Here is a 26335-nt window from a genome sequence, read left to right as displayed (position 1 = left end):
CACTAACCCCCGATAAGTATTTTTAATTTGCCATTCTCGCATTATATGACAGTGGCGCGGCTCCTGCCACTATCAAGCTACTACCAGTATATGCCCGATTAGTAGCACTACTTAGTCTCTGATTTACCTTTGTCTCCTTAATCAGTTTGTTCTTATCATGGTTAAAGCAACATAAAAGCCGTAATAGCAACGTTTATCACGTTCTATCACGACTTTTCAATATGCAAAATCTCATGCACAGATGATCATCAAAATATTTTCAATTCGTGTGCTTACGCCATTTGACACCGACTAATCCCAAGAGTGACCCCAGAACAGCTAATCCCCAAAGCGGGGAAGTCGTGTCCTCATTGGTTTGTGGCAAAGTTGTCTCATCATGCGTTTGTGACAAAGCTGTTCTCTTTGATTTGTTAGGCAACATTGTCGATTGGCTTAGTGGTGTCACGGTGGCGGCCGCAGCCCCTTTAGCTGGAGTTGAATTAATATTAGCTGCCTGGCCACCCTTGTTAGGCGTAATCTTACCCGGCTTGTTAGGTTGCTTGGGCTTGTTTGGTGTACTTGGCTGATTAGGCTTATCAGCATTACCACCACTAGTAACGGCATCATAAACGTAGGTGATCTCGCTGTCCGTATTGCCAAAGGTACCGGTAGCGTTGGCTGGCGACGTGATCAACTTGTACCCATCAACCGTTACCGGACTTGAGGTATAACGCTCACCGGCCTTCCCGGTTAGCGTGACATCTGACGCGACTTGGCTCCCGTTTGAAGTCTCGTAATGAACCGTGATCACCACCGTTGGGCTTGGGTCAACCGGAGGCGTTACCGTTCCACCAACCTTTTTGTAGACAAAAGTCACAGTTTGAGCTGTGTTGGAGAAAGTTCCTGTAGCGTTATCTGGTGTCTTCTTCAATTCATAACCATCAATGGTCTTGGCAACTGCCACGTAGTCTTCGCCAATAAAGCCAGTTAACGTATCCGGTTCAGCGACCTTGCTACCACGTTCATCAACGTAATTTATCGTGACATTGGCAGCTTGGTCAGCCTTGACGTACGGGGTGATCATTTGGAGCACATTGACATCCTTACCGTTAATGGTCGTCGTATAAACAGCATTCAAGAAGTAAGCGTAATCTTCCTGTACTAAGTTTGGGTAATATTGTGCCCAAGGATTATTTGTTTGGCCAGGCATAATTTGATCCTTAATCCCCGCGTAAGAAATTTTATCGCCGTCCAACGTATCACTGCTGATTGCGCCACTCCAAAATGCACGAACGGTTGAATCTGGATGGAATGGTGCTGTGATTGGAACACCAGTTACTGTCTGTAAATCCATTAGTTTAAAGGTCAACCCTTGTGGCGCTTTGACGGGGCTAATCAAAACATATTTATCAGTCTTTGGCATATAGATCAGCTCATTCTCAATGAGTTGAGAATCTAACCTCAAATCTGAATATTGTGCGGCATTTAGCGATGAGAAATCGGCGATGCAATTATTTCCAATTGACAAATTCTTAACATTCTTAAGACCGGTAATCGGTGTAATGTCCCACACCCGTTGCCCCAAGACCTCTAAGTCGGTTAATTTAGTCAGATATTTTAATGGCGTCAGGTCAGTTACATCCCCTCGAACCATATAAGGAGAGTGATTCAAATCATCGGAAATGGTTAAATTAGTTAAATTCGTCGCAAACTCCAACCCTTTAATTGAAAACGACTGCTTACCATCAATGTATGTATTCCGGAAATCAAAATTGTTAAGAAGTAACATGTCAGCCTGCGTAATGTCATCGACAGTCGTCCAAGTCTTACCTGAAGCTTGGATAGCAGGGTTCTTACTCGTATCCGCATATTTTAAAGTCGATAGTACATCCGCTTGTAAGGTCTTGTTTGGCATCCAAGTATCAATCGCTGTATCAGCTGCAACCACTGGCGCCGCCATGCGAGCAGTTGGGGTGGGCGCCATATTTTGATTTAAACTGTCGGTCTTTACCGGTGTATCAGTCTTTACTGGGGCATCGTCATCAGTAACCTTTGCCCCCTTATCAGTCGTATCGCCAGTTGACTCTTGGTCAGTATCAGCTAACGGCTTTTCAACAGGCGCCGGAGCATCAGACTTATTTTCATCTTGTTTATTCGCCGCCTCTGAATCAACTGTAACTTGCTTTTGATTGCCATCGCTAACATCTGCTTGAGGTGCGGTCAACGTCGCCTGTCCATCCGGTGTAGCTGGTTTATCTGGTGTCATTTTCTGACTCACTGCAGAACTATCTCCGACCGTATCCGCATGAGCTGTTTGACCACCCGCAGCCCCCAAGACCAGAGAAGTTGTTACGATTCCGGCGACAATCCAGATTTTTCCCTTCTTGTACATCTTATAATGCTCCTTAGGATTCGTTGAACGAAACATAAATAATACCCCCCTAAAACATATTATGATCACTTGAAAAACAGTTTGTCATATGATGGCTACTCAAATTTCATTTCCGCTAATGCAAGCGCTTCCTAAAACTAATTATATCCAATCAATCGGCTAAAATCTAGTCCATATCCACAAATGTTTTTATACTCTTGCTTTTAAAAAACTATTGAATTATCTTGAGATGCCTGCAAGAAATCATTGCTATCGTGCCATTTATATGATCTGTGCCAACAAAAAGGTTAACACCGTTTAGTCTAATCCAGCGTATTAGTGTACGTCACATAAATTAAAAAGTATAACACCCGTTTTAAGGCGCGCAATCTAACTCACCTTACTATGATGACTATTTTAATCGTTATCAAAATAGATTCTATGATCCGTCTGCCTACATTTAATAATTAGTCAACTGCGTCGAGAATCAAATACGTTCTGTCTAGCTGACTAGAACGCAAAAGAAAAGGCGCCTCATGAAAATGGTGTCCATTCAACAACTCTATTCACTTTTCTGAAAAGGGATACACCATCCAGAAAGGCCCACAAGTTACAAGTCTGCCATCGTTCCCAATTTCATGTATATTTTTTCTGTCGGCAGTTTCTGACCGTACAGCTTTAGCGATGTTCATCGCGAACTTGGTGCCCCCAATCACCCAGCGCAAATAATGCTTGATCCAAGTGGCGACCGATGGTGGTTAATCGATAGTCAACTTGAGGTGGTACTGAATCATATTGTCGTCGAGCAACTACGCCTAATTTTTGTAGGCGCTTTAATTCATTAGAGAGTGCAATTGCCGAAACGCCAGTTACCCGTCGCTGTAACTCATTAAATCTAATTGGTTCATCTTTTATGAGTTCCCAAATAATTCGCAAGCACCATTTTCCTTGGATTATTTCCAAAGCAAATTTAGTGTCACAGTTTTCCATAACAGCCTCCATTTCTTACCCACTAAACATTTTTTTAGTACTTGTTCAGTTCAAAACTGCCATTTATAATAAAGCCGTTCGATATGTCAGTCAACTGTGAAGGAGAAATTACAATGTCACAAGCAACTAAAACCTTAGAAAATTTTTTAAACGCAATCTCACAGATGGATATTGAAAGCGTTCAAAGCATGTTCGCTAACGATGTCACCCAACTCGTCCCATTTGCGCCAGCTGGAACACCTGATAAAATTACGGGTAAACAAGCTGTTGCCAGCACTTTCGGTAGCTTACCACAAATGTTTAAAAACATGAACTACAGCAATGTTGAAATTGTAGAAACGACTGATGACAACTTCGCCATCGGTTTTGCACATGCGGATGCCACCTTAACTAACGATACGCCGTATGATCAAAACTATGTTTTCTATGTTCGTATCAATAATGATGGTTTAATCAGTGAATACCGTGAGTACATGAACCCAGTTAAACTGGGCGAAGCTATCGCTCAATTAACCAAGTAATTATTGCAATTTCAATGGTTCAACTAAAAAAGGAACAGGCAAGCTCAGCTATGAGCGTTGACCTGTTCCTTTTCAGTTTGAACCACTGCTGTCCACATTCACCGGAATTCATATTCTGAGAGGTAAAAGTTGATGGTTCTTCTTACAGTACTTCTGCTAGTTCGATAACTAACACATTTTTCTTGTAGCGGTTTCTAAGTGTAAAACGTCCAAAAAGATGGCTGACTCCAATCGGAATCAGCCATCTTTAACTCATATCTGCAATTCACCCTTAAGACTGCGCCGTATCCGGATCAAACTGCATCCCGCCGCTGAAAGGTGCCGCATCAATTGCCGCCATCTCCTCGTCGGTTAAGTTAAAGTCGAAGTCATCCAAGTTCGCCGCCATGTGTGCCGGGCTCACGGACTTCGTCAACGGAACAATCTGCTTTTGAATCAACCACCGCAAGATCACTTGGCCCGGTTGCTTGCCGTACTTCGTCGCAATCTGATTGACCGTCGCTTCCGTCAGAACATTACTGTCGGGACCACCAAATGGACTCCACGCCTCAACCTGAATGTCATTATCCTGTGCAAATTTAGCCGTAGCCGTTTGGGCAAACCCGGGATGGTACTCAATTTGGTCCAGCATTGGCTTAATCTCAGTATCCTCAATCAACGCTTGTAAGTGATGATCCAAGAAGTTAGAAACACCAATCGCCTTGATCTTGCCGGCCTTGTAGAGATCCTCCAATGCGCGCCAAGTATCTGCGTTCAGCTCACGCCAGTCATCATGCCATTTTGCATTGGCTGGCCAGTGAATTAGGTAAACGTCCACGTAGTCCAAGTCTAGTCGTGCCAAGGAATCGTTGAAAGCCTTAACTGTGCCCTCATAGCCCCGGTGCGTGAACCAAGCCTTGGTGCTGACCAGTACATCCGACCGCTGCAAATCATTTTCAGCCATGGCTTCACGAATCCCTTGGCCGACACTAACTTCGTTGCCATAAGCTTCGGCCGTATCAATCAACCGGTAGCCACTCTTGATGGCATCCTTAACCGCCTTCACCGTATCCGGGCCATCGGGAATGATGGTGCCAAAGCCAACGACTGGAATCTTGTACCCATTGTTTAACGTGTAAGTTGCTGTCATATCCATTTTAATCACCTAATCCTTTTCTGTTTTAATTGAGAACTGTTGAAACATATCTAACATGTCTTGATATCCGTGGGCATCGCTTGGTAAAGCAAAACCTTCACCCGTATTCAAAGACTTGATTTGTGTCATCTCTGTTGGCGTCAACGTAAAATCAAAGACTGCTAAATTTTCACGCATCCGCTCAACGTGGGTCGTCTTTGGAATCGCAACGATTCCGCGCTGAAGCAACCAACGAAGAATGACTTGTGCTGACGACTTATGATGTGCCGCACCAATTTCATTTAGAAGGGGCATGTCAAAAATATTTTGGCTACCAGCGGAGAATGGCGCCCAGGCCTCCATTTGGACATTGAAGTCCACCATTGCTTGCTGGTCTTCCTCACGCTGATTAAAAACATTCGTTTCAACCATGTTGATTGCCGGTCTAACGTCAGTGAAGTTAATCAGGTCTACCAATTTTTTTTGGCTAAAGTTATCGACGCCAATTGCGCGGATTGTTCCCGCCTGATTGGCTTCACTCAAGAAACGCCAAGCCCCATAATAGTCACCGACAGGCTGGTGGATAAGGTATAGATCAACATAGTCAAGCCCGAGCTTTGCCAATGAACGCGCCAAGCCACGCTGTGCACCCGCATAAGAATTATCCGTCAGCCAAAGTTTTGACGTAATGAATAGCTCCGACCGATCCACACCACTACGTTTAATGGCGCGGCCAACAGCTTCCTCATTACCATAGGCTGCGGCTGTATCAATCAGCCGATAGCCCATCTGGATGGCCTGAAACACAGCTTCTTCGGCCTCAGCTAAATCGGTAACCCGAAAAACGCCCAGTCCTAGCTGGGGCATCTGCACCCCATTATTCAATGTCACTTTATCCATTATCTTCAGCTCCTTTGTTTTGATTGTTCAAGTGAAAGCGGAGATAGTCAATCGCCGCCACCTGGCTTTCACACTGGTGAATCTCGGCTAGCCTTTCCTTTCGTTTGCGCGTCAGGAGCCTTAACCGTTGTTCAGTTGTTCGCTGATCCTGTTCGTCAAATTGCAGGTAAATTGCTACCTCTTCTGCCGTAAACCCCATCGTGTAAAGTGCCGCAATGGTTTGCAGGTAGACCAAGTCAGCGTCGTCGTACTGACGTTCAGCAGGCCCGGCCTCATCACGCCTTATCCAGGTGTCGTAATCGTTTAAAACTTGATCAGACAACTGATAGGTTGCTTGTACCGTAAAGCGATCCACTTGCCCTCACCTCACTAATTTTTTATTTTTTCAGATATGGGACCCATAACTATTCTTTTAAAATAGCCACCCGACCAAACACGTGATTCTTTTCCAAATAGTCCTGCGCATCGGCCACCCCATCACGGGACAACGGGAACACTTTCTGAATGGGTACCCGCAATTTACCGGCTGCCATCATAGCCAAGATTTTTGCCAGTGTTCCGGTTCCCTGAGCACTCAAGAACTGTGCCTGCACTTGTGGGTATTGAGCCGTCACATCATTTTCTAGATGTTCTACCAAAGTGACTAACCGGCCACCTGGCTTGACAACGTCAAAGCTGTGCCGCAACACTTCGCCACCAACAGTATCAATCACCAGGTCTAAATCGGCGACGGCATCACGGAAATCAGTATGGTAATCAATAACTTTGTCAGCGCCCAAAGCCTTTAATCGTGATTCATCCTTAGGATTGGCCGTGGTATAAACCGTTGCACCAGCTTGTTTCGCCAACTGGATTGCTAACGACCCCACACCACCAGCACCACCGTGAACCAAGACCGATTGCCCAGCCTGCAACTGACCATTATCAAATAACGCCAAGTATGCTGGCACGCCCACCATCGTAACGGTTCCTTGATCCAGTGCAACGTCCTGTGGCAGCCGGGCAATGGTGTGCGCATCCAAGATAGCCAACTCCGCGTAAGCTCCCAGACTGGTATTGCCCACGATACCCAAGACAATTTCGCCGACTTGGAAATCGGTCACCGCCGAGCCCTTCTTAACGATCCGACCAACGGCATCCGTTCCGAGAACTGCTGGCAATTGAATTGGCATGCGTTCACGGAAATCACCACGCCGCATGCCAATGTCGAATGGACTTACGGACGTGCCCAGAACTTCTATTAATACCTCGCTGGACTTCAAGTCCGGCACCAATACTTCTTTTTCCTCTAAAACTGAACTGTCTCCATAGTCATTCATGACGACTGCTTTAGTTTGCATATTGATTACCTCCATCGCATTTCCTAAGTTGATGACAATAGTGTATCGCCCTTTTACTGATATGTTAAATGCTTATTATGACTGATTAGTTATTCATATCATGCATTTCTTGTAAAATAAAAACCGTGTCCCTTAAAGGCCACGGCTTACCACTCAGTTCTTCTGCATCTTCTCTTCCCGTACAAATCGAATAAACGCCGCCGTTACTTGCGAATGCGGCTGTTGCCCCCGCCAGGCCAACACAGAATTCAGCGTCAGCTTGGGCACTAATGGCACGTAAACCAAATGATCAAAGTGCTGATTCAGCTTCAAGCAAATCACCACGCCATGATTTCTCTGCGCTAACATCGCAGCGTTGTAAACCAGATTGTAGCGGGCCTTGTTCCCCATTTTAGCCGCATATTCACCGGACCAATTGGCCAACTCATTTTGAACGACCTTATCCAGAATGGTAATCACCGGCGTTCCGACAAGATCACCAGGGCGAATCGCTTCATAGCTCGCAAACTTAGAATCCTCGTGCGCGAGAATCCCCCATTCTTCTTTAGCCGTCATCCGGACAAAATCATACTTACCAATTTCCACGGGCTCAATCAAGAGACCCAGGTCAATCGTCCCCTGTTCAATCCAGCCTTTAATATCATCGTTATTACCGCTGTGGAGGGCGAATTTCACTTTCGGATGTTCCTGCTGAAACCGGTCGATGAGGTCTGCGACTTCTTCCATACTCTGCAGCTCGCTACACCCAATCGCAATTGTTCCCGCCAGCTCCTCAGTCTGCTGCAGCTCTTCCCGCGCACGGTCTAGCATATTCACCAAATCCTGTGCGCGTTGCCGGAACAACAGTCCCTCTCTCGTTAAATAGATGCTGTGATTACTGCGGCGAAACAACTCGACGCCCAGCTCTTCTTCCAAGGATTTTAATTGTCGTGACAAAGTTGGTTGCGTTAAATGAAGCAATGCCGCCGCTCGTGTCACGTTTTCCTCTCTTGCTGTCATCAAGAAATAGTTCAGTACCCGGACATCCATGGTAAAAACCTCTTTCACGTATCTCTAATTTGATTCTACTTTAGGCAAGTGGTTATTTACATTAATTTTATCACAGTTCACTTGAAATACATTTCACGTATCACAAGCACAGATTCTAGACTCTCAGGCTGAGCCTTCATTAGCGTTTTGACCTTTAACCCGTCTATATTGTCCCATCAGCCAGTTCTACATCGGGCAATCATTATTCATACTAAACACGTCTGACTCAACCACAAGCCTCTCTTCAATAAATTTATCCCTCAAGAATCATTTCGTCGATGTGCAGATCAAACTACCAATTACGCTCAAGGTTCATAACAAACAACAGCGCATCTATAACCCTTTTAATCGATTCTTAGTTATACAATTATCAAATAACTAGACTGATGAAATAAGTATTTTTAATTTGTCCGACCTTTTACTATACTTGGCCTTGTTGATATGACATGTGTCATTCAAAAAATTAAAAAATGAGGCGATCACATGATTAAGCATATTTTTATTGCAACGATTAAGCCTGGCATTTCAGATGCCGATGTTGAACAAGCCATGACAGCCATGCGCAACATGAAAAACACGGTTCCTGAAATTAAGTCTATTACTGTCGGCCGCTCCTTAGGGTGGGTTGGTAATGCCAACACCGTCAGCATGGTAATTGACGTTGAGGATCAGGCTAGTTTCAATCGGCTGCTTAACAGCGAAGCACACCAACAAGTCAATGCATCAGCCAGTGATTTCTTCCGGACAGATAACTTTGTTCTATCCCAGATTGAATTCTAGCAGGCACTCGAAGATTAGCTTCAATGATCAAGCTTTATTACAACAAGTTTTATATGAAATGTTAGGAGAATAAATAATGAAAAACCAAACTACTGAAATACTCAATATCGAAGTCCCTGTCATTCAAGGTCCAATGCATTGGTTAACTGATGCCTGACTAGTTGCAGCCGTTAGTGAGGCTGGTGGACTAGGAATTCTTGGTTTTAACGCTGGTCAGACAACGGTTACCCGATCCGTTGATGAAACGGTCGAGCGGATGCGCCAAGAGATTAGAAAAGTTAAGCAGCTCACCGATAAACCCTTCGGCTTACAATTAAACCCTACCGGTAAAGAAACTGATCACTTTACCGGGCCAATGATGCAATTAGTCTTTGACGAAGGGTTAACCGCCGTAGCGTACGGTGGTGCAATTCTACCCGAGATTTTCCAAGAACTCCACGCACACAATGTTAAGGTCATCTTCCGTACTGTGGCATCAACTCCGGAAAATTCACGTGAGGCTGAGGTAGCCGGTGCAGATATCATCGTTGCATCTGGTTTCGATGCCGGTGGTACTTTACCTGAAAAAGTCGTTGGCACATTTTCCATGATTCCAATGATTGTCGATGCCGTTGACCATACGCCGGTGCTGGCTTCTGGTGGGATTGTTGACCAACGAACAGCACGTGCCGCTATGGCGTTAGGCGCCGACGGGGTTTACGCAGGAACGATTTTCCTACTGTCACAAGAATCTCGAATGGCAGAGAACGTTAAACAATTGGCCGTGAACGCCGCTGCTGATCAGTTGCTCATGTACCGTGCATTTCCTGGCTATTACCGTTCCTTACCAGGAAAGTTGGCAGACAAACTAGTGACCTTGGACAAATCTGGTGCTTCCGGTCGAGATATTTTTACAGCTGCTGGTGCTTTTGAGGGGATGCATCAAGGGATGATTCTAGGCAATTTAGATCAAGGTTACGCCTCATTAGGTCTAGGCATTTCCAGTGTTCACGAAATCAAGCCCGTCGAGAAGATAGTCGCTGAGTTGGCAGACGGAATTGCACAAGAACTTTAACAATAAATACAAAGGAAAAGGTGAAAAATATGAAAACTGCATTAATTACTGGTTCTGGTCGTCAAGCTGGTCTCGGATTTGAAGTCGCAAAACAACTTGGGGCACAAGGCTATCAGATTATCATTGCTGCTCGTCAATCAGCGCAGGTGACTGAGCGAGTTGCTGAGTTGAAGGACCTAGGATTCCAAGCCCATGGCGTTGTTCTGGACTTAACTGACGAGAACAGCATCTCGCAAGCGGTGAATGCCGTTCAACAGTGGGATTCAAAATTAGACGTATTGGTCAACAACGCCGCAGTCTTTGGCGACTTCACGTCAGTTCTAGAGACTGACATTAAGAACGTTGAGGCAGCGTTTAATACTAATTTTCTAGGCACCTGGCAAGTGACGCAAAAGTTTTATGCACTATTGGCTAACGCTGATACGGCACGTATCGTCAACGTTTCAAGTGGTGCAGGCTCATTCGCGGATCCGGTTTATGGTATCTTGAACGGTTCAATGGGCATGCCAGTTTCAACCTATGCCCTGACGAAGCTTGCTATCAATGGCTTAACCGTTAAAATGGCTAAGGAATTTTCACAGGATAATGTTTTAGTCAACGCAGTCTGCCCAGATGTGGTTAATACTTCAGGTAACGACACGGGCTTTGGACGACCAGTTGGTGAAGGTGCCAAGAGTGTTGTATGGGCCGCAACCTTGCCTGACGATGGCCCTACTGGCGGATTCTATCGCGATGGGCAACCTCTACCTTGGTAATGCCCGCTTAACTTGGCTGTTCCAACTCAGACCACAAATCATTAAAATTTTAAAATGAGTAGCAGATTCTGAAGTCTATTCGACTTTGAATCTGCTATTTTTGTCGCTGCTATGAGCGATGTATTTTATCACAGTTCATCAGATATACATTTTATGTATCACGAACATGTACGATAAGCATTTTTATTATATCGTCGTGGCGCGTATGCTAGTCCTTGTTCTTGAAAGAACGGCGGTTCACCTAGCGATTTCTTTACGCTAATCCTAGCCGGAACAAACAAATCTATTTTACGACTACCCAACTGAAAGGAAGTTTTATCATGAAAATTGCTGTCATTGGTGCCTACGGAAAAACCGGTCGAGCACTGATTCAAGAAGCCACGAAACGCGGTCACTCTGTCCTGGCCATCGCCCATCGTCAACACGATGACGTCGCTTACGACAATCTGCTCATCAAGGATTTAATGGATTTAACCGCGGCTGATTTAGCCGGCGTCGATGCCGTCATTGATGCCGTGAGTGCTTGGACGCCGGAAACATTTGCCATTCACACTACGGGTCTCTCGCACCTCGCACAGATTCTATCTGGTACTGAGACGCGCTACCTGAAGGTTGGCGGCGCCGGCACCCTCTACATCAATGCGGACCACACCAAAATGCTGAAGGATCGCGCAGACTATCCAGCTGATTGGTTACCCCTAGCTGATGCGTTGGTTGCCAGTTTAAATCGGTTACGTTCGTACGCCAATTTAGCTTGGACCTACGTCACACCGGCCTTCAACTACGATGCAGATGGCGCGGCCACTGGCGTTTACCACGTGGACGGCGAAAACTATTTAGCGAAATCCGACGCAGACAGTTACATCAGCTATGCCGACTACGCTACGGGCATGCTGGATATTATCGAACAGAACACCTACATTCGCCAACGCATTACCTTGGTTGGCGGACAGGCGTAGTCTAAAAAATACGGTTGGTCCCTGGTTGTTAGGGCTAACCGTATTTTTTGATAGTTCTATGATTAGGTAATGTTACAGCCATTTGCAACACTGTCACCAATTTCATGCACTGCGATGAGCTGCAATAGTCGATTAACTTTTTTTCGATGACAAATTGGCACAACTTCTATTGGAGATACTCAGCCTGAAGCCTTGTGCAGAGAATCGTTTAACCCTTGGCCGGCCGAGAAATATCAATTTAGATAAGCTAACCTACTGATTTGCTCACCGCACTACTTAAGCGTTGACATATCAATCACGTAGCGGTAATGCACTTTACTATCTAAAATATTCTGGTAAGCTTTTTCAACATCATTAATGCCAATTATCTCAATCTGAGGTTTAATGTCATTTTGAGCTGCAAAGTCTAGCATTTCTTGTGTCATTTGAATTCCGCCAACGTTGGAGGCTGTAACCTTTGCCTGATTTCCGAAGATTGAGAACAGGTTAAACTGAATGTCATTGCTTGGAATGCCCACATAGCAGAAAACACCGTCCGTTTTGACCAACGGCAAATAATTATCTAGATTCATATCAGCTGCCACTGTGTTGAGAATGAAGTCAAAATGACCAGCCAAATTTTGGAAATCTTCCGGTGTCTTCAGGATTTGGTAATCCGTTGCACCAAATTGTTGGGCCTCACCACGCTTACTTTCAGAGTGCCCCAATACCGTAACCCGGGCACCCATTTTTGCTGCAAACTGCACAGCAATATGGCCTAAGCCTCCTAAACCAATAATGGCCACTTGACTATCCTTTCCCACATTGAATCGCTTCAGTGGGTTATACGTGGTAATCCCAGCACACAGTAACGGTGCCGCATCCTCAAGAGCTAATTCATCCGGGATGTGCAGGACAAAGTGGTCTTTAACAACGATTGATTGTGAGTAACCCCCCTGCGTAATTGTGCCATCATCATCTTCAGAATCAAAAACAACGACAACGCCATTTTCACAGAACTGCTCTTGGCCAGCCTTGCATGCTGCACACTGACCACAAGAATTCACAAAGCAGCCAACTCCGACTCGATCGCCAGGTTGAAAGTTTTTAACATCTCTCCCAACTGCTGAAACGATTCCTGAAATTTCATGTCCAGGAACCATCGGGAAATGGGCACCCTGCCACTGCACCATACTGACATCACTATGACAAATACCACAATACTTAATATCGATGGCAACATCATCCGGCCGTAAGTTACGCCGCTCAATTACTGTCTGATTGAATGAAGCAAAATCACCTTTGATATTGGCCGATAGAGCTTTAACTGATTGACTCATAAAAACCACTCCACTTTATTTCGATTTTTTCTAACCTTGGCTTGAATCCACATCTACGCAACCCCCGTCCACACCGGGTATGCGCTTGGACATTTTTTAATACGTCGTTACCACCGCACTCATAATTTGCCATTGACCGTTTACACGTTGCACGTAGAGATCTGTATTCAGTGGCCACTCACTCTTTGCGCTGCCGTGAATGCTGGCAACCACACGGCTTTGTCCAATGATGTGCCAGCCACGGCTCGTCTCTCGCAGACTGACATGATCTTCTACAGAAGAATAATAATGCATCGTTCCCTGTCCTAATTCCTGTAACCATTCACCCTTGGGCTGCACGTAGCCCGTCATATGCGTCAGCGTAAAATCTGGTGCTAACAACTTGTCTAACCTCACCGTATCATCAGCCGCCATCACCGTATTATAGTCACGATAGAGTTTTCGTAATTCCTCATCCATCTTCGGAATCCTCCTTCAGTTAACAATGTCTCATTAGTTACTTCATAAGATCAAAACATCTTATCCACGGTCCTCCACAAAGACACGACCATTTTTTACATACCACGTCATTTAAATCTTAAACACTACTCCCCGGCAGGAAAGTCCGTTGACGCTGCCAAATCAGTCTGCTGCTTAAAATCAGCAACGCGCTTTTCCAGCGTGACAATCGTATTCTCAAGCGCTTGGGAACCCAAGACCATTCGTAGAGGTGCTGGCTCTTGATCAACACTCTCAATGATGCGACTGGCCATCCGTACCGGGTCTCCGGGAGCAAGACCATTAGCTGGATCAAGCATCTTTTGGAATGCATGCGCCGGATTACCTTCATAGGCTGGCAAGAAGTTCGCAACCTGCGCACTGCCATAACGGAACTCAGTCCGCGCACCACCAGGCTCAACAATCGTGACACCAATGTTAAAACTAGCAACTTCTTGGGCGACGGCTTCCATGAAACCTTCAATCCCAAACTTAGCCGCGTGATACATTGAGTTCCCCGGGAAAGCTACTTGACCCCCGTATGAAGAAATCTGAATCAAGCGTCCATGACCTTGCGCCCGCATACTTGGTAAAATCGCACGGACCATTTGGATTGAGCCCGTCAAGTCGGTCGCAATAATCTGGTTCACTTCAGCATCGTTTAATTCTTCAGCCGCACCGAACAAGCCATAACCCGCGTTGTTAACCAACACGTCAATTTGATAGTTTTGCGTTAATTCATCAACTAATTGATGAATGGCCGCAACATCCGTCACATCCAATGACTTGCTCACAAATGTGTCTGGGTATTGGTTCACTAAGTCTTGTACCTTAGCTGCATTCCGAACCGTACCAATGACCGTCTTACCTTGTGCCAAAAGTTGTTCCGTCATTGCGTGACCAAAGCCACTGCTAACACCCGTAATTAACCAAGTTTTTTTTTCCATCAGTCTGATCTCCTTTTTATTTCCGATTAATTCCCAAACTGTTTCGCGTGCCCATCGTAGTATCGTGGGCTAACCGGACAACCAAGTCGGCAATACTCTTACGTGAGACATCGTGGCCACCGAAGGGTTCGCCTTTTTCTGTCACTTCATAATCCGTATCAGTGCCATTATCAAACCAACCTGGCCGGATCACCGTGTAGTTTAAATCAGAAGCCTCGACAACGTCAGCAGCGTTCCGATACCCTTGTAACATGGGATTCTCCGCCAGGTTCCCGCCACCGACACTAGCTGGAATTTCATTATAAATACCCATTGAGGCAATGAATAATAACCGTTTAACATCTGCCTGATCCATGGCCGTCACTAAACTCTTGGCCATCCCCGCTAAGTTACCACTCAAAGCAGCAAAAACCACGTCTTGATCAGCCAAGGCTTCCTGTAGAACAGCACTGTCAGTCACACTACCGGTAATTGCCCGTTCACGGTCAGCACGCAACTGTCCCAAGCGGCCAGTATTCCGTGCCATTAACGTTAACTGGTCATCCGTATTATCCAGGAAATACCGCCGAGTCACGCTACCCACAGAACCCGTTGCACCAATAATTAAAACGTTTGTCATAATGAAATTCCTCCACTTCATCTTTGAATAACCTCAGTCTACAACCTTGAAGTAACTACAAGGCAAGTACAATAGCAAAATAACTTTCAATTTTTTAATCTCTATGATTCAGTACCCAGCCGCCACGCGTTATTCAGTCAACGTTAGCTCTAAGCTGTCCGCCTTCTTTTGTAAAATTGATAAGAGCTCAGCCGGAAAACTACCTAGTCGGCTAACTTGGTACGGCGCAATGTCTTGATCACCAAAATTCAGTGAAAAGGCCTGCCAATCCTGGAAAAAGTAAATGCTACCAGCCGCTACCTTTGCAGTTAAATCCGCTGAATAGTCAATGGTCGTTGGCAATTGGCCAAAATATTCATGACCCCCATTTAACTTAAAAGTCAGGGTTAAAGGCAATTTCGGTAGCACCTGCTTTTCAAAATCCGGATTAACCACCAGTGGAAAACTTTTTTCTTGATAACGTAATTTCATACAAATCACCGCCTATCAGTTAATATGACTCATCTTACCGCCTTGAAGTAACTGCAAGGCAAGACCTTTTACAATTTTCTTTCACCCTTCACAATACCAATCGCGAAAAGCAATGCAATCACGGCTAAAACTGATATCCATACCAGAGACTGGTTATATGAACGAGCTGGCAATTTCGGCTCAGTAACCATCTTCACCATTGATTAGCGTTGCTCCCAGGACGCCCATTCGGCGTTTAACCCTCGGCTGATTGCTAAACCAACCGACTATAGGGATCCACTACCAATGCTTCAGCCATCAAAACTTCCGTGTAAATATCGTGAAGTAAGCTCACATCAACCACATGCTGTCGCGCCTGTTCGGCCAAAAAAGCCCGTTCACTAGCAAAGGCCTGCATCATTGCCCAGCGCTGATCACGGCTTTGCAAAATACTGACCGCCTCATGATGATTGGTAATCCCACGCCAGCGTCGTAAGAACAACGGTAATGGATTGGTCTTATTTTGATCCTGCAGGTCATAAATGACCGTTGCTTTGATTTCCGAATTGAGTTGCAATTTTTCTACACGTGCAATCCCCATCGCGGTCATTTGCTCACGAATCTGAGCCAAGAGGACGGATTTGCTGAGCACATCACCGTCCCGAGGTAAGAGCCATTTGAAGACTAACGTGGGCACCAACATGCTGGCAATAATGACCACAGTTTCTACTAAAATGACCTGTTGGAATTGTGTCGTCGGTATTAAACCCGTAATCGAGAAGGTCATGGCCAAGGTCACTGTTCCGTGAACACCGCCGAACGCAAAGAGCCAGCCGTCCTTGACCTGCCTGCTGGCAACAAAAAAGTAGGCGTAGATGAACCGACTGACTAACAAGAACCCATAAATAGCCAATCCCAGCCAAAGCCAATTCAGCGAAGCGACCATCTGTTGATGCTGTTCCCGAACGATTCGTTCTAAACTGATGCCCAGAATAACAAAGACGCCACCGTTTAGAACCTCTACCACAAAATTCATTAATTCCGTCCCAAAATACATCTGGCGCGATGCTGTAAATCGACTGCCATTGGCCTCACTGTTATGTACCAGCCCCGCAACAACTACGGCGATAATACCGGATACAGTTAATTTTTCCGCAACCAGATAAATAATAACTGGCGTCAGTAGGTAGATTAGCGTCTGCGAAGAAATCACGTTTGCTTCACTACGAACCAGGGCCTGGCGAAAAAGCATCAATCCGAAAGCCAACACCATGCCGACAATTGCACCACCAACCGCTGAGAATAATAGTCGGCCGATGTTTTGACCCAAAGATAGCTGACGAGTTTGCCACCATAGTAATCCTGCCTGCAATAAAATCAGACCGGTTGCATCGTTAAATAACGACTCCATTTTCAGTTGATTGCCGAGATGCTCACTGAACTTTCGACCCGTCACGACGGATTCGAAGGCGGTGGCGTCAGTTGGCGTGCTGATTGCCACCATCACTAAAGCTAGGGGAAAGCTTGTTGCTAACGCCCAGTGAATGCCCAGTGTTGCCACAATGGCTGAACCAATCGCCAGCACAAAAGCCGTGCCCAAAATGCTTGAAAAACCCTTACTAACTTTAAGTATCGGGGTAACTTGCCCTTCAAAAAAGAACAGTGGTGCTAATATTAAAATCATAAAAGTTTCATTTTCAAAGTTCAATACCAACTGGTTCAGCGCTGGCACCCACCCCACAATAACACCTGCAAACAGTGCTAAATATGTCTTAGAAATTCGCGGAACCCACTGCGCCACTATGTTAGCAATCGCTACGGTAACTAACAAAACAAAAGTTGAGGTAAACAGCTCCATCTTTCCAACCTCCTGATTAGCAAAAAGAGTGACCGGTCTCAAATGGTCACCCTGCTATTAATGTGCCGGTTTCCTGCTACCAGCCGATCAGTTTCTGGGATTAAGAATAGAATAGCATTAACCCAATGTCAGGCAAAGCTGGTACTCTCAGAATTTTCTAAAAAATACCGACCTGCTTAAGATTAGTTGCGCTCACACTGTGTAATACTGTTCGTCATTTCGACGCGGGAAAGGTATCCGTATCTACTTCGTATACTTGATTACTTTGGCAGGTACACCAACAGCTACTGCATTGTCGGGGATGTCTTTGGTAACGACTGCTCCGGTACCAATAATAGCGTTCTCCCCAATTGTCACTCCAGGTGCCACATTGACCCGCGCGCCTAGCCAGGCATTCTTTTTGATGTGAATTTCTTTTGTGCTAATCATCCGGATATTGTTGGGCTCATGATTGTCGGTAAATAATCCAACCCCTGGCCCCATCATCACGCCATCATCAATCGTAATGGTTCCGACGGACATCATCGTCAAATTATGATTTGCGTAAACATTTTTGCCCAAGTTCACTCGGTTACCACAATCAATATACATTGGCGGCGTGAAGAAAGTGCCATTCTGCATTTGGCCGTGTAACAGGTCGTTTTCTAGCGCCAAAATTTTTTCGCGATTACTTGGACGCGTCGCATTAATTTCATGACACAGGTCGTTGCACCGATCAATTTCACCATGAACTTCCTTTTGATACTGTGCGTCACGAATATCAATGGTCTTTCCCTGACGGAGATCTTCAAAAACAGTCATTACTGATTCTCCCTTTCTGGTATAACTTCGTTGACTAACTTCAATGCGGTCAATGTCCGTGGGTACCCAATGAATGGCAATAATACCGTGATGACATCCAGTAATTGTTGCTTACTGTTGCCCACCTTTTGATTGGCGCTGATATGGCCGCGAACCTGTGGATCTGCTCCACCCATAGAAATTAGCATTGAAAAGGTCAGTAGTTCTCTAGTCTGCTTATCTAACCCCGTCCGAGTGTAGAAATCACCAAAGCAATTATCAGCTAGGAAGGTTGCGAAGTGTTTTTGATTGCTCGGCGCTGTCGCCAGCATCTGATCAACACTATCACCCGCAATCTGGCGAACAGTGGCTAAACCCTTCTCCGCACGTGTTTCCGGCGTCGTCGTACTTTGTGGTTCTACTGGTAATTGCATACCTTTAGCCTGAAAAACGTCATTAGTGCCATTCAAAAAATCAAAAAATTTTCCCAGTCCAGCGTAAGGAACCGCTTGATACACAATTTCTTTAATCTCAATCGGCGTTACACCAACATTTAAGGCGGCCGTCACCATTGCTTTGTATTCGTTCAAACACTGCATGGCAATTAAGGAGGCCAGCGTCACTTTCAGCCGGAGCTTCGTTTCCAGGTGACTGTGCTGTAAGACCTCATCAAACGCAAAATTATCAAAAAGATCGATAAATTCTGGATCAGTCTGCTTTAACGTTGACTTGTGATTAGGGAACATCTCATCATGATTCTGTTGCGCAATTTTATTAGGCATCAAATAGCTTCCTTTCCGATTTCTCGTTCAATAGAATCAGAATAGTCCCTTGCAGTTACTTCAAGGCAAGACTTTTTTAAATCCGTCATCAAAAAAAAAGACGCCACATAAAAATGGCGTCAAATCAATGATTCTCTTTACTTTTCCAAAAGCCAATGCCCGAAGAGAGACGCCTAAGCATACGGAACCCTCGGTATCAGCTAGTTAAGACCACGTGATTCTCCCCCTGGTTTAGTTTTGTCTAAAAGTCTTGTGCGCGGGAGATACCTCTTGGCTCAACTTAATCGACGCTGACTTTTTACCCCACCTCATTTTTTACTGTTCTATGTTTGGTGGATGTTCCAGAAATTTACGAATCACCGGTCACGGTTGACGTTTACCTTCTGCCGCTCACCCCAGGTACAAATATCCTCCATCACGGGAATCAAAGACTCGCCCAATGGCGTTAAGCTGTATTCAACCTTGGGTGGGATCTGGGGATACTCCTCACGATGGACTAAACCATCAGTTTCCAACTCGCGCAAGGTGCTCGTTAGCGTTTTAAACGATATCGGAACCAGTAAGCGTTTGAGCGCATTGTAACGTAATGGTTGGTGATTTAGGTGGATGGCGTAAAGCGCCTGCATTTTATACTTGCCACCAATTAGCCGTAAAGTGTAAGCAAAGCCCGTATCCTGTAAGCGATTCTCCTTGATGTAATCAATATCTGCCATGACACTCTCCTTTGGGTGAGTACCGCACTTTTATTTGCGTACTTGTTTGCACGTTGATTATATCATAGACTCAACTTATCAACTCAAAGGAGGAATTATTCATGAAAACAATTATCTACGCACATCCCTACGAAGGTAGTCTTAATCATGCCATCTTGACGCGCCTCACCGATTACTTTACGCAGACTGACCAGGCCTACCAAGTGATTGACCTCTATCAAGACGACTTCAATCCACGTTTTTCTAAAGAAGAATTACGCTTGTTTAGCCGCGGCGAAACGCCCTATCAGCTGGTCAAACACTATCAACAGCTAATCAGTCAATCCACTGAATTAATTTTCATCACCCCCATTTGGTGGCATCAACTACCGGCAGAGCTGAAAGGCTTCTTTGATAAAGTCATGTTGAAGGGGTTTGCTTACGAGGAAGCGCCAGAATGGCAAGGCCGGCTGACCTACATTCAAAAGGCAACCGTGATTACAACGGCAACGTTAACCAAAAGTTACTTGAAAATTGAGTCGGGTGATCCGATTCAGAAAAATCTAATCAATCGAGTTTTCACGGACATTGGTATTGATCCTAAGCACACAAACTGGATTCATTTGGGTGAGGCCAATACGACGACCGATGCGGTTCGCCAGCAGTTTTTGACAGATTTACCTCAATTATATTTGCATGGGCAGGACTAGTCCGCTAGCTGTAAAGTCAGCGGTGGTTAAATCGAACGTAATTGCGACCAGATTTAAAATCAATTAAGGGGACTCCCTTGAATCAGCGTAAACTAATTCGAAGGGGTCCCCTTAATGACCAAGCTGGAAGTTAATGACGATCTTCAAACTTGCTTCTACTTCACCTGGATGGCGCCACGTTCCACGGCGCCCTGAATGCTCAGCTCGATAGTTTCTTCCACTGAGTATTGTGGCCGATAGTCAATAAGCCGCTGCGCATTCGCAATGCTGTACTGACCACTACGCGCAATATGATAATACGTTTTATCACTATCAACTGGATTATTTACCCGAGCTACCCATTCAGGCCATGGTAAGAAAGTAATCTTTGCTTCTTGATGAAAGAAACGATATAGCAACTGCGCATAGCCATAAAGGGTGATTGCATTCGTTGACACGGCGTGAAAGCTCTCGCCCAATGACTGGTTTCGATGTTGAATGGCATCCACAAACTGTTGCGCCACATCACTTGCATGGACGTGGTGGAGCGTTTCCATCCCAAAGTTAGGCAAAGCAATTTCCTTGCCATCCGCAATGTCTTGGAAGACCTGCCTGTTTTGATTACCTGCTGGATTAATAATATCCCAACCCGGACCGGAAATCTGACCTGGCATAATGACAGTTGCTGGAAAACCATTTTGGCGGTACTCCTCTTTCAAGTACCGCTCGCTTTGATACTTGTTCTTCCCGTAATCATCTAACGGTTCTTTTAAGCTATTGGGATCAACTGGCAAGACCTGTGCTCTGCCATGTGCCCACACAGAAGAACAAAACAAGTAATGACTAACTGACGTTTGCTTTAAAGCCGCGACAATTTCTTTCGTATTCTCAAACTTGAAATTCACTAGATCAATGACAACGTCAGCGTTCAGGGCAATTAGGCTCTTGGTGAATGCTGCTGTATCATTTCTATCTAATGCGACAAACTGAGCACTTTGCCAGGCCCAGTCGTCAATATAAGGCTGGCGCTCATGGCGACTGATTACGGTGACCTCATTTCCTAGCTTTACTAATTTTGGCACCAAGTAAGACCCAATATGACCGTAGCCACCAATTACAACAATTTTCATTTTTCGTCCTCCTGTTTGTTAAAAACGCCCTCAACGTGATCGTCATAGTGGGTTAATTTTTCTGCCAGTCTAGCGTACGCCCGTTGCATGTCTTTAATCCGTTGGGCCATCTCAACCAACTGTCCTTCTAGCAATTGCTGACGCTGTTGCTTAGTTTCAGCGCCAGCCTTAAAGAGCTGGTAATAAGTAACTAACGTTGAAATACCAATCCCCGAGCTCCGCATACAAGTCACAAAATCAATCCATTCAATTTCATTTTGTGTGTACTCACGATAGCCACGCGAATTCCGTGGAACCTTTGGAATCAGCCCCGCCTTTTCCCAGTATCGTAGGGAATCAATGGAGACATTAAATTTTTTAGCAACCTCGCTACTTTTCACGAATACGCACCTTCATTTCTGATTACATCATAACCTATGGAGTGCGCTCCATAGCAAGAGACAGTTTTAAAAATTTTACGAAGTCCACCAAAACTGTCACCAAAAGAAAAGACGCCACATAAGAATGGCGTCAACTCAACGATTCTATTCACTTTTCCGAAAAAGAATGCGCCCCCCGAGGCCTCTACGCCACTCTCTAGGCATCTCCAGAGGTAACCAGAAGCCGCTAGTTCCCCGCATTCTTTGAGAATCGTTGGCCATTCGGAACCAGCAACCAGTTTCAACCTGTCACCAGACTGTCACCAATTTCATGCACGGGCGATGAGCTGTTAGTCATTGGGCTAACAGCTCTTTTTACGACAAGGTAGTCAGCTCAACTCACAATTATACGGCGGTAATGTATGGCTGAATGAGTGGTTCGACCAGTATCGCACAAAAATTTTGAATTGCTTTCTGCGGGTCGATGCTTTTATTCATCACCCAAGAGAATATCACCCCATACAATTGCATGGATAATACTTGTGCAATCATTTCCACAGGGGTCTCTTTCTCTAGCTGTCCGTGCTGAATTAGTTGGGTCAACAACTCACTAACTTTCCCAAAGTCATACGTCCATTTATCATCGAGAGAATTAGGAACTGCCACAAAACGAATCCAGCCACGGGCACGTTCTACCCCCGCCTTCACCGTAATCTGCATAAAGTTAGCTAAGTAAGCTGAAATGTTTGCGGCCGGTGTCAGCTCATCTGAAATCTCATTGATTTGTGCATTCAGTTGACTGAAATGTTCTCGTTCAAGTTCACCAATGATATCTTCTTTTTTAGGAAAATAATTATAAAAGGTTCCCTTAGCCACGCCGCTGGCCGTCGTGATATCCTCCACAAAAACATTTTCATACCCCCGCTCAACAATCAGTCGGTCGGCAGCGTCTAATAGTTTTCGGCGAGTTGTTTTGGCATTCTCATCGCGTTTCGTCATTTCCAATCACCATTCCCTTTATCCTAACTGGACAGCATCAGTCCGCTATTACTCCCTAATCAGACTAGCATGCCGCCGTAGCAAACGCACATAAATTATCACTAAAATAATGACGACCACCAGAACTAACCCGAGGGCGGTCAGCATAATGTGATGAAGCCCGTTGTACATGATCTGCCGCATGGTCGGGAGCAGCTCTTGTGGAAGTTCACCCACCACCTTTGAGTTGCTCAACTTATTCAGCATACCCATTGTCACCTGTCCATGAGACGCTTTAACCCCGGAATTTAGCGCCTGATTTAAAATAACACCATAAATTGAGGACATAAACGTTTGGCTTAAGATCCGTACCAGATAAGCAAACGATGTCGCAATCGGCACGTCTTTAATACCCGCATCGTCTTGAACAGCCACTTGTAGAACGTTGAAACACAATCCGAGACCCAGACCTTCAAAAGCGCCCATGACTAGCAAAAACCAATAATTAGCGCGATTACCCGCCAGTACCATCCCTAGAAACGCAATCAAAAACGCCCCCGTACCGAGACTGATAATGCCGTAACGACCTAATTTATGCTGGTACAGTGGTCCAATCTCAGAACCCATGAAGTTCGTAATTGACCCGGGAATCTGAGTCATCCCACCAACCAGCGCTGTTAACCCCAGGATTCCCTGCGCCCACATGGGAATATAAATATTGAACGCTACGAATGCACCCCACAGGATGGAAAATAATGTAAAATCAATCACTAATTTAGAATTTTTAAATAGCCGACTTGGAATGATTGGATCTGCAGCGTACGCCTCAACCCGCGCCATGCCTAACAGGACAAGCATCCCCACTACAACTAAACCAATGGTCATCCAAATCGATGTCGTCCCTAACAATTGAATACCAACTAGAATCAGCGACAATCCTAAAATCATCAAGGTAGCACCCTTGTAATCAACAGATGCACGGTTTAAGCGTTCATCTAATTTCAAATAGACTGCCACTAACAAAATCGATAGCACAGCGATTGGTAAATTCAGGAAGAAAACCCAGTGCCAGCTGAAAACATCGACTAACCAACCACCAACTAGCGGCCCAATGATGGACGCCGTGCTAAAGCTAGCGGTCGCAATGCCAATCACTTGTGCACGGCGCTTCAGGTTATTAAATATCTGCGCATAAATAATAAAGGGAATCGTATTCATCCCACCGGCACCGATGCCCATTAGGCCCCGAGCCACGATAAACCAAACGATGTTGGGCGCAATTCCCTGTAAGAGGGCACCCACAGCAAAGAGTCCCGTTCCGGCCATGTACGCCAGCTTGTTTCCTTGACGCTCACCGAATTTACTCCATAGGGGCGTCGAAATTGCCATGCCTAAGAGAAAAATCGCAATGATCCAGCCCATATACTGTAGCCCATGGAGGTCACTAATAATGGCTGGCAAGGCCGTATTCACAATTGTACCATCTAAACCAACCATCCCGTTTGATAGAATCAAGGCAAACGTGACGATCAGTTTTTTATTTCGATTCAACTGTATCATCCCTTCATAAATAGATGCACTAAATATGGCCTTCAGTCATATCCAGTGCATCACATGTTTAATCCACTTTCTCTCATTGTGTTAGCTCTAGCCTGATTATCTGGCGATTCGCGTTAACCACGCAGCTACCTCACCATCAGCCTCATCTACCCGATTACCGTCAATCACCAGAGGTACGGTTAGTGAGACCTTGCCAATACCCTTCGTCCTTAAAATATTTTGAATAACGCGGATACTCTCCCCGCTACCGTAGCCACCTTCAGTTTCAAAGGGGGCAACCTTTTTGCCAGCCAGCGCATCCCCAAAGTCGGTCAAAAATGCCTTCATTGGCTGACTAATCGTCATTGCCCAGGTCTGGAAACCCAGATAAACCGTCTCATATTGGCTCAAATCCGGCAGCCTCAACTGGAGCTCTGGCGGGGTGTTACTCTCCCGTTCAAAGTTAGCGCGGTCAAGGGTTTGCATGTAATCTGCCGGATATGGCTGTGCCAGGGTGATTTCAAGCACATCACTATCCGTGGCCGCCACCAATTTACTGGCTAGTAATTCCGTCGATCCTGAACGTGACCAGTAAATGACGATACTTTTGGCGGTTGATGTCAGCTTTCTTACTGGCGGTTGCGCTTGATTGGTATCCTGGCCATCGGACGGTGTGTATTTACCGCCGCCCCAATCAGAATTCTTTCGTTGTAGTTGATTTGCATAGATGTTCGTTCCCGCTAGCTGCCCAACGACCGGACCTAAGTTAGATTGCTTATTCAAAACTCACGACTTCCTTTCAATAAGTCCCTACGCACGCGTATCCAAGTCCTTAAAGTCATCAAAGAATGCCAGCACACCTTTCGCAGTCTCACGTTTGCCAACCACAGTTTTATTAGCATCCAATAACGAAATTTGAGCCATCTCATCCGCCGATAGGCTAAAATCAAAGACAGCCAGATTTTCACGCATTCTATCCAGATGGCTCGTCTTAGGAATTGACCCAATCCCGCGCTGTAACAGCCAGCGTAAGATGACTTGCCCAACACTTTTGCCGTGAACCTTAGCAATGGCCGTTAGTGTCTGATTGTTAAAAATATCAAACTGGCCGGCCGCAAATGGTGACCAAGCGACTTGCAAAATATCCTGGCTGTTTAAATAGTCCAGCTCATCTTGCCGTTGGTAGAACGGGTGGGTCTCCAAGTAATTTACTTGGGGCTTGATGTCATTGAATTGGATAAAATCGGCTAAGCGATCTTGACGGAAATTATCGACACCCAGTGCCTTAATCTTCCCGGCTTGATACAACTCTTCCATCGCCCGCCAAGCACCGTAATAATCATTGTAGGGTTGATGAATAATGTACAAATCAATGTAGTCCAATCCCAAACGTCTTAGTGAACTCTCAAAGCCCAGCTTGGCATCCGCATAGTTCGCATCCGTTAGCCACAGCTTTGTCGCAATGAATAGCTCATCACGGGGAATCCCGGCTCGCCGAATCCCGCGACCAACGGCTTCTTCATTCTCATAAGCCGTTGCCGTATCAATGTAGCGATACCCCTGCTTCAAGGCCTGGTACACCGCTTCTTCACATTCAGCGTCATCCGTTATCCGAAAGACACCTAACCCAATCATAGGCATTTTGACGCCATTATTTAACGTTCTATAGTCCATTTCTATCGCTCCTCAAAATATGACTCGAAGTCATTTTTACGTTGAGATACATAATATGACTTTAAGTCATTTTTGTCAAATGGACCGTTCCGGCTTTTGAAGTCTCTTCATCTTTACTAGTCGCAAATAAAAATTTGCTGGCAGCAAGCCAAAAAGTTTTTTTGAGAAAGGCTTGACTTAAAGTGTACTTGAAGGTCCATACTCATTTTGAATCAAGGTCACCAAGGATTATGGCAACTCGCAAGAACCC

At 45.4% G+C, this 26335-nt stretch carries 27 protein-coding genes and 1 pseudogene; 6 read left to right on the top strand and 22 right to left on the bottom strand.

Annotation, left to right across the window (positions count from 1 at the left end; all coding sequences use genetic code 11):
• Nucleotides 1-259: 259 nt before the first annotated feature.
• Both ACKTSF_RS08835 and ACKTSF_RS08830 read right to left on the bottom strand, forming a co-directional pair.
• Entirely contained in the window at nucleotides 260-2407 is a 2148-nt protein-coding gene (locus tag ACKTSF_RS08835) for a MucBP domain-containing protein (RefSeq protein WP_407888606.1), read from the bottom strand.
• Between the two features lie 621 nt (nucleotides 2408-3028).
• Nucleotides 3029-3352 (bottom strand): winged helix-turn-helix transcriptional regulator, encoded by a 324-nt coding sequence (locus ACKTSF_RS08830; protein ID WP_407888604.1) that lies wholly within the window; start codon nucleotides 3350-3352, stop codon nucleotides 3029-3031.
• A gap of 101 nt (nucleotides 3353-3453) precedes the next feature.
• Here ACKTSF_RS08830 and ACKTSF_RS08825 point away from each other — a divergent pair, with 101 nt between their 5' ends.
• Nucleotides 3454-3861 carry a nuclear transport factor 2 family protein gene (locus ACKTSF_RS08825; RefSeq protein WP_407888602.1) on the top strand — a complete coding sequence of 136 codons (408 nt, stop codon included), beginning with the start codon at nucleotides 3454-3456 and terminating at the stop codon, nucleotides 3859-3861.
• 271 nt (nucleotides 3862-4132) lie between these two features.
• Here the strand turns inward: ACKTSF_RS08825 and ACKTSF_RS08820 are convergent, their stop codons facing one another.
• The 5 genes from ACKTSF_RS08820 to ACKTSF_RS08800 all read right to left on the bottom strand — a co-directional run bounded on the left by ACKTSF_RS08820 (nucleotide 4133) and on the right by ACKTSF_RS08800 (nucleotide 8262).
• Complete coding sequence (locus ACKTSF_RS08820; protein WP_407888600.1) at nucleotides 4133-4996, bottom strand: aldo/keto reductase; 864 nt, start codon at nucleotides 4994-4996, stop codon at nucleotides 4133-4135.
• 9 nt (nucleotides 4997-5005) lie between these two features.
• Nucleotides 5006-5875, bottom strand: a complete 870-nt coding sequence (locus ACKTSF_RS08815; RefSeq protein ID WP_407888598.1) for an aldo/keto reductase — start codon at nucleotides 5873-5875, stop codon at nucleotides 5006-5008.
• Nucleotides 5868-6230, bottom strand: a complete 363-nt coding sequence (locus tag ACKTSF_RS08810) for a MerR family transcriptional regulator (protein ID WP_407888596.1) — start codon at nucleotides 6228-6230, stop codon at nucleotides 5868-5870. The genes ACKTSF_RS08815 and ACKTSF_RS08810 overlap by 8 nt, the downstream gene beginning before the upstream one ends.
• A 49-nt stretch (nucleotides 6231-6279) precedes the next feature.
• Nucleotides 6280-7215, bottom strand: coding sequence for an NADP-dependent oxidoreductase (locus ACKTSF_RS08805; RefSeq protein WP_407888595.1), 936 nt, complete (start codon nucleotides 7213-7215; stop codon nucleotides 6280-6282).
• 153 nt (nucleotides 7216-7368) lie between these two features.
• Nucleotides 7369-8262, bottom strand: coding sequence for a LysR family transcriptional regulator (locus ACKTSF_RS08800; RefSeq protein ID WP_407888593.1), 894 nt, complete (start codon nucleotides 8260-8262; stop codon nucleotides 7369-7371).
• 465 nt (nucleotides 8263-8727) lie between these two features.
• On the opposite strand from ACKTSF_RS08800, the gene ACKTSF_RS08795 reads away from it, so the two are divergent.
• The 4 genes and pseudogenes from ACKTSF_RS08795 (at nucleotide 8728) to ACKTSF_RS08780 (ending at nucleotide 11792) form a co-directional block, all read left to right on the top strand.
• Complete coding sequence (locus tag ACKTSF_RS08795) at nucleotides 8728-9024, top strand: Dabb family protein (protein ID WP_407888591.1); 297 nt, start codon at nucleotides 8728-8730, stop codon at nucleotides 9022-9024.
• A gap of 169 nt (nucleotides 9025-9193) precedes the next feature.
• Nucleotides 9194-10078, top strand: a pseudogene (locus ACKTSF_RS08790) (NAD(P)H-dependent flavin oxidoreductase); the annotation flags it as partial.
• A 29-nt stretch (nucleotides 10079-10107) separates the two neighbouring features.
• Nucleotides 10108-10833 (top strand): SDR family NAD(P)-dependent oxidoreductase, encoded by a 726-nt coding sequence (locus ACKTSF_RS08785; protein ID WP_407888589.1) that lies wholly within the window; start codon nucleotides 10108-10110, stop codon nucleotides 10831-10833.
• A 320-nt stretch (nucleotides 10834-11153) separates the two neighbouring features.
• Nucleotides 11154-11792 (top strand): NAD(P)-dependent oxidoreductase, encoded by a 639-nt coding sequence (locus tag ACKTSF_RS08780; protein ID WP_407888587.1) that lies wholly within the window; start codon nucleotides 11154-11156, stop codon nucleotides 11790-11792.
• A 272-nt stretch (nucleotides 11793-12064) separates the two neighbouring features.
• On the opposite strand, the gene ACKTSF_RS08775 is transcribed toward ACKTSF_RS08780, so the two are convergent.
• The 9 genes from ACKTSF_RS08775 to ACKTSF_RS08735 all read right to left on the bottom strand — a co-directional run bounded on the left by ACKTSF_RS08775 (nucleotide 12065) and on the right by ACKTSF_RS08735 (nucleotide 19737).
• Complete coding sequence (locus tag ACKTSF_RS08775; RefSeq protein ID WP_407888585.1) at nucleotides 12065-13111, bottom strand: NAD(P)-dependent alcohol dehydrogenase; 1047 nt, start codon at nucleotides 13109-13111, stop codon at nucleotides 12065-12067.
• A gap of 96 nt (nucleotides 13112-13207) precedes the next feature.
• Nucleotides 13208-13570: a nuclear transport factor 2 family protein gene (locus ACKTSF_RS08770; protein WP_407888583.1), complete on the bottom strand. Its 363-nt coding sequence runs from the start codon at nucleotides 13568-13570 to the stop codon at nucleotides 13208-13210.
• A 125-nt stretch (nucleotides 13571-13695) separates the two neighbouring features.
• Nucleotides 13696-14535, bottom strand: a complete 840-nt coding sequence (locus ACKTSF_RS08765) for an SDR family oxidoreductase (protein ID WP_407888581.1) — start codon at nucleotides 14533-14535, stop codon at nucleotides 13696-13698.
• Between the two features lie 16 nt (nucleotides 14536-14551).
• Entirely contained in the window at nucleotides 14552-15175 is a 624-nt protein-coding gene (locus ACKTSF_RS08760; protein WP_407888579.1) for an NAD(P)H-binding protein, read from the bottom strand.
• A 108-nt stretch (nucleotides 15176-15283) separates the two neighbouring features.
• Nucleotides 15284-15625, bottom strand: coding sequence for a cyclophilin-like fold protein (locus ACKTSF_RS08755; RefSeq protein WP_407888577.1), 342 nt, complete (start codon nucleotides 15623-15625; stop codon nucleotides 15284-15286).
• A 253-nt stretch (nucleotides 15626-15878) separates the two neighbouring features.
• Nucleotides 15879-17462: a cation:proton antiporter gene (locus ACKTSF_RS08750; protein ID WP_407888575.1), complete on the bottom strand. Its 1584-nt coding sequence runs from the start codon at nucleotides 17460-17462 to the stop codon at nucleotides 15879-15881.
• A 243-nt stretch (nucleotides 17463-17705) separates the two neighbouring features.
• Nucleotides 17706-18263: a DapH/DapD/GlmU-related protein gene (locus ACKTSF_RS08745; RefSeq protein WP_407888573.1), complete on the bottom strand. Its 558-nt coding sequence runs from the start codon at nucleotides 18261-18263 to the stop codon at nucleotides 17706-17708.
• The gene (locus ACKTSF_RS08740) at nucleotides 18263-19024 is read right to left on the bottom strand and encodes a carboxymuconolactone decarboxylase family protein (protein WP_407888571.1); all 762 of its coding nucleotides are present in this window, start codon (nucleotides 19022-19024) and stop codon (nucleotides 18263-18265) included. Before ACKTSF_RS08740 ends, ACKTSF_RS08745 begins: the two co-directional genes overlap by 1 nt.
• A gap of 356 nt (nucleotides 19025-19380) precedes the next feature.
• Complete coding sequence (locus ACKTSF_RS08735; RefSeq protein ID WP_407888569.1) at nucleotides 19381-19737, bottom strand: winged helix-turn-helix transcriptional regulator; 357 nt, start codon at nucleotides 19735-19737, stop codon at nucleotides 19381-19383.
• A 101-nt stretch (nucleotides 19738-19838) separates the two neighbouring features.
• Between ACKTSF_RS08735 and ACKTSF_RS08730 the strand changes: the two genes are divergently transcribed.
• Entirely contained in the window at nucleotides 19839-20426 is a 588-nt protein-coding gene (locus tag ACKTSF_RS08730) for an NAD(P)H-dependent oxidoreductase (RefSeq protein ID WP_407888567.1), read from the top strand.
• A gap of 155 nt (nucleotides 20427-20581) precedes the next feature.
• Here ACKTSF_RS08730 and ACKTSF_RS08725 read toward each other — a convergent pair whose 3' ends face one another.
• From ACKTSF_RS08725 to ACKTSF_RS08700, 6 genes are all read right to left on the bottom strand, one after another.
• Nucleotides 20582-21535, bottom strand: coding sequence for an NAD-dependent epimerase/dehydratase family protein (locus tag ACKTSF_RS08725; RefSeq protein WP_407888566.1), 954 nt, complete (start codon nucleotides 21533-21535; stop codon nucleotides 20582-20584).
• Nucleotides 21532-21915 (bottom strand): MerR family transcriptional regulator, encoded by a 384-nt coding sequence (locus tag ACKTSF_RS08720; protein ID WP_407888564.1) that lies wholly within the window; start codon nucleotides 21913-21915, stop codon nucleotides 21532-21534. Before ACKTSF_RS08720 ends, ACKTSF_RS08725 begins: the two co-directional genes overlap by 4 nt.
• A 384-nt stretch (nucleotides 21916-22299) precedes the next feature.
• Nucleotides 22300-22893 (bottom strand): TetR/AcrR family transcriptional regulator, encoded by a 594-nt coding sequence (locus ACKTSF_RS08715; protein ID WP_407888562.1) that lies wholly within the window; start codon nucleotides 22891-22893, stop codon nucleotides 22300-22302.
• Between the two features lie 48 nt (nucleotides 22894-22941).
• The gene (locus tag ACKTSF_RS08710) at nucleotides 22942-24432 is read right to left on the bottom strand and encodes an MFS transporter (RefSeq protein ID WP_407888560.1); all 1491 of its coding nucleotides are present in this window, start codon (nucleotides 24430-24432) and stop codon (nucleotides 22942-22944) included.
• 96 nt (nucleotides 24433-24528) lie between these two features.
• The gene (locus tag ACKTSF_RS08705) at nucleotides 24529-25194 is read right to left on the bottom strand and encodes a flavodoxin family protein (protein ID WP_407888558.1); all 666 of its coding nucleotides are present in this window, start codon (nucleotides 25192-25194) and stop codon (nucleotides 24529-24531) included.
• A 27-nt stretch (nucleotides 25195-25221) separates the two neighbouring features.
• Nucleotides 25222-26085 carry an aldo/keto reductase gene (locus ACKTSF_RS08700; RefSeq protein ID WP_407888556.1) on the bottom strand — a complete coding sequence of 288 codons (864 nt, stop codon included), beginning with the start codon at nucleotides 26083-26085 and terminating at the stop codon, nucleotides 25222-25224.
• Nucleotides 26086-26335 lie beyond the last annotated feature (250 nt).

Source organism: Levilactobacillus muriae (assembly GCF_045862015.1).
GTDB lineage: Bacteria > Bacillota > Bacilli > Lactobacillales > Lactobacillaceae > Levilactobacillus > Levilactobacillus muriae.
Note: the sequence above shows the minus strand (reverse complement) of the source record. Positions and strands in the feature narration are given on the sequence as shown.

Bases quoted from the DNA above. Each gene is read 5' to 3' on its own strand.
- ACKTSF_RS08835 (WP_407888606.1), bottom strand. From the start codon at position 2,407: ATGTTTCGTTCAACGAATCCTAAGGAGCATTATAAGATGTACAAGAAG.
- ACKTSF_RS08830 (WP_407888604.1), bottom strand. From the start codon at position 3,352: ATGGAGGCTGTTATGGAAAACTGTGACACTAAATTTGCTTTGGAAATA.
- ACKTSF_RS08825 (WP_407888602.1), top strand. From the start codon at position 3,454: ATGTCACAAGCAACTAAAACCTTAGAAAATTTTTTAAACGCAATCTCA.
- ACKTSF_RS08820 (WP_407888600.1), bottom strand. From the start codon at position 4,996: ATGGATATGACAGCAACTTACACGTTAAACAATGGGTACAAGATTCCA.
- ACKTSF_RS08815 (WP_407888598.1), bottom strand. From the start codon at position 5,875: ATGGATAAAGTGACATTGAATAATGGGGTGCAGATGCCCCAGCTAGGA.
- ACKTSF_RS08805 (WP_407888595.1), bottom strand. From the start codon at position 7,215: ATGCAAACTAAAGCAGTCGTCATGAATGACTATGGAGACAGTTCAGTT.
- ACKTSF_RS08795 (WP_407888591.1), top strand. From the start codon at position 8,728: ATGATTAAGCATATTTTTATTGCAACGATTAAGCCTGGCATTTCAGAT.
- ACKTSF_RS08785 (WP_407888589.1), top strand. From the start codon at position 10,108: ATGAAAACTGCATTAATTACTGGTTCTGGTCGTCAAGCTGGTCTCGGA.
- ACKTSF_RS08780 (WP_407888587.1), top strand. From the start codon at position 11,154: ATGAAAATTGCTGTCATTGGTGCCTACGGAAAAACCGGTCGAGCACTG.
- ACKTSF_RS08775 (WP_407888585.1), bottom strand. From the start codon at position 13,111: ATGAGTCAATCAGTTAAAGCTCTATCGGCCAATATCAAAGGTGATTTT.
- ACKTSF_RS08770 (WP_407888583.1), bottom strand. From the start codon at position 13,570: ATGGATGAGGAATTACGAAAACTCTATCGTGACTATAATACGGTGATG.
- ACKTSF_RS08765 (WP_407888581.1), bottom strand. From the start codon at position 14,535: ATGGAAAAAAAAACTTGGTTAATTACGGGTGTTAGCAGTGGCTTTGGT.
- ACKTSF_RS08760 (WP_407888579.1), bottom strand. From the start codon at position 15,175: ATGAAGTGGAGGAATTTCATTATGACAAACGTTTTAATTATTGGTGCA.
- ACKTSF_RS08755 (WP_407888577.1), bottom strand. From the start codon at position 15,625: ATGAAATTACGTTATCAAGAAAAAAGTTTTCCACTGGTGGTTAATCCG.
- ACKTSF_RS08750 (WP_407888575.1), bottom strand. From the start codon at position 17,462: ATGGAGCTGTTTACCTCAACTTTTGTTTTGTTAGTTACCGTAGCGATT.
- ACKTSF_RS08745 (WP_407888573.1), bottom strand. From the start codon at position 18,263: ATGACTGTTTTTGAAGATCTCCGTCAGGGAAAGACCATTGATATTCGT.
- ACKTSF_RS08740 (WP_407888571.1), bottom strand. From the start codon at position 19,024: ATGCCTAATAAAATTGCGCAACAGAATCATGATGAGATGTTCCCTAAT.
- ACKTSF_RS08735 (WP_407888569.1), bottom strand. From the start codon at position 19,737: ATGGCAGATATTGATTACATCAAGGAGAATCGCTTACAGGATACGGGC.
- ACKTSF_RS08730 (WP_407888567.1), top strand. From the start codon at position 19,839: ATGAAAACAATTATCTACGCACATCCCTACGAAGGTAGTCTTAATCAT.
- ACKTSF_RS08725 (WP_407888566.1), bottom strand. From the start codon at position 21,535: ATGAAAATTGTTGTAATTGGTGGCTACGGTCATATTGGGTCTTACTTG.
- ACKTSF_RS08715 (WP_407888562.1), bottom strand. From the start codon at position 22,893: ATGACGAAACGCGATGAGAATGCCAAAACAACTCGCCGAAAACTATTA.
- ACKTSF_RS08710 (WP_407888560.1), bottom strand. From the start codon at position 24,432: ATGATACAGTTGAATCGAAATAAAAAACTGATCGTCACGTTTGCCTTG.
- ACKTSF_RS08700 (WP_407888556.1), bottom strand. From the start codon at position 26,085: ATGGACTATAGAACGTTAAATAATGGCGTCAAAATGCCTATGATTGGG.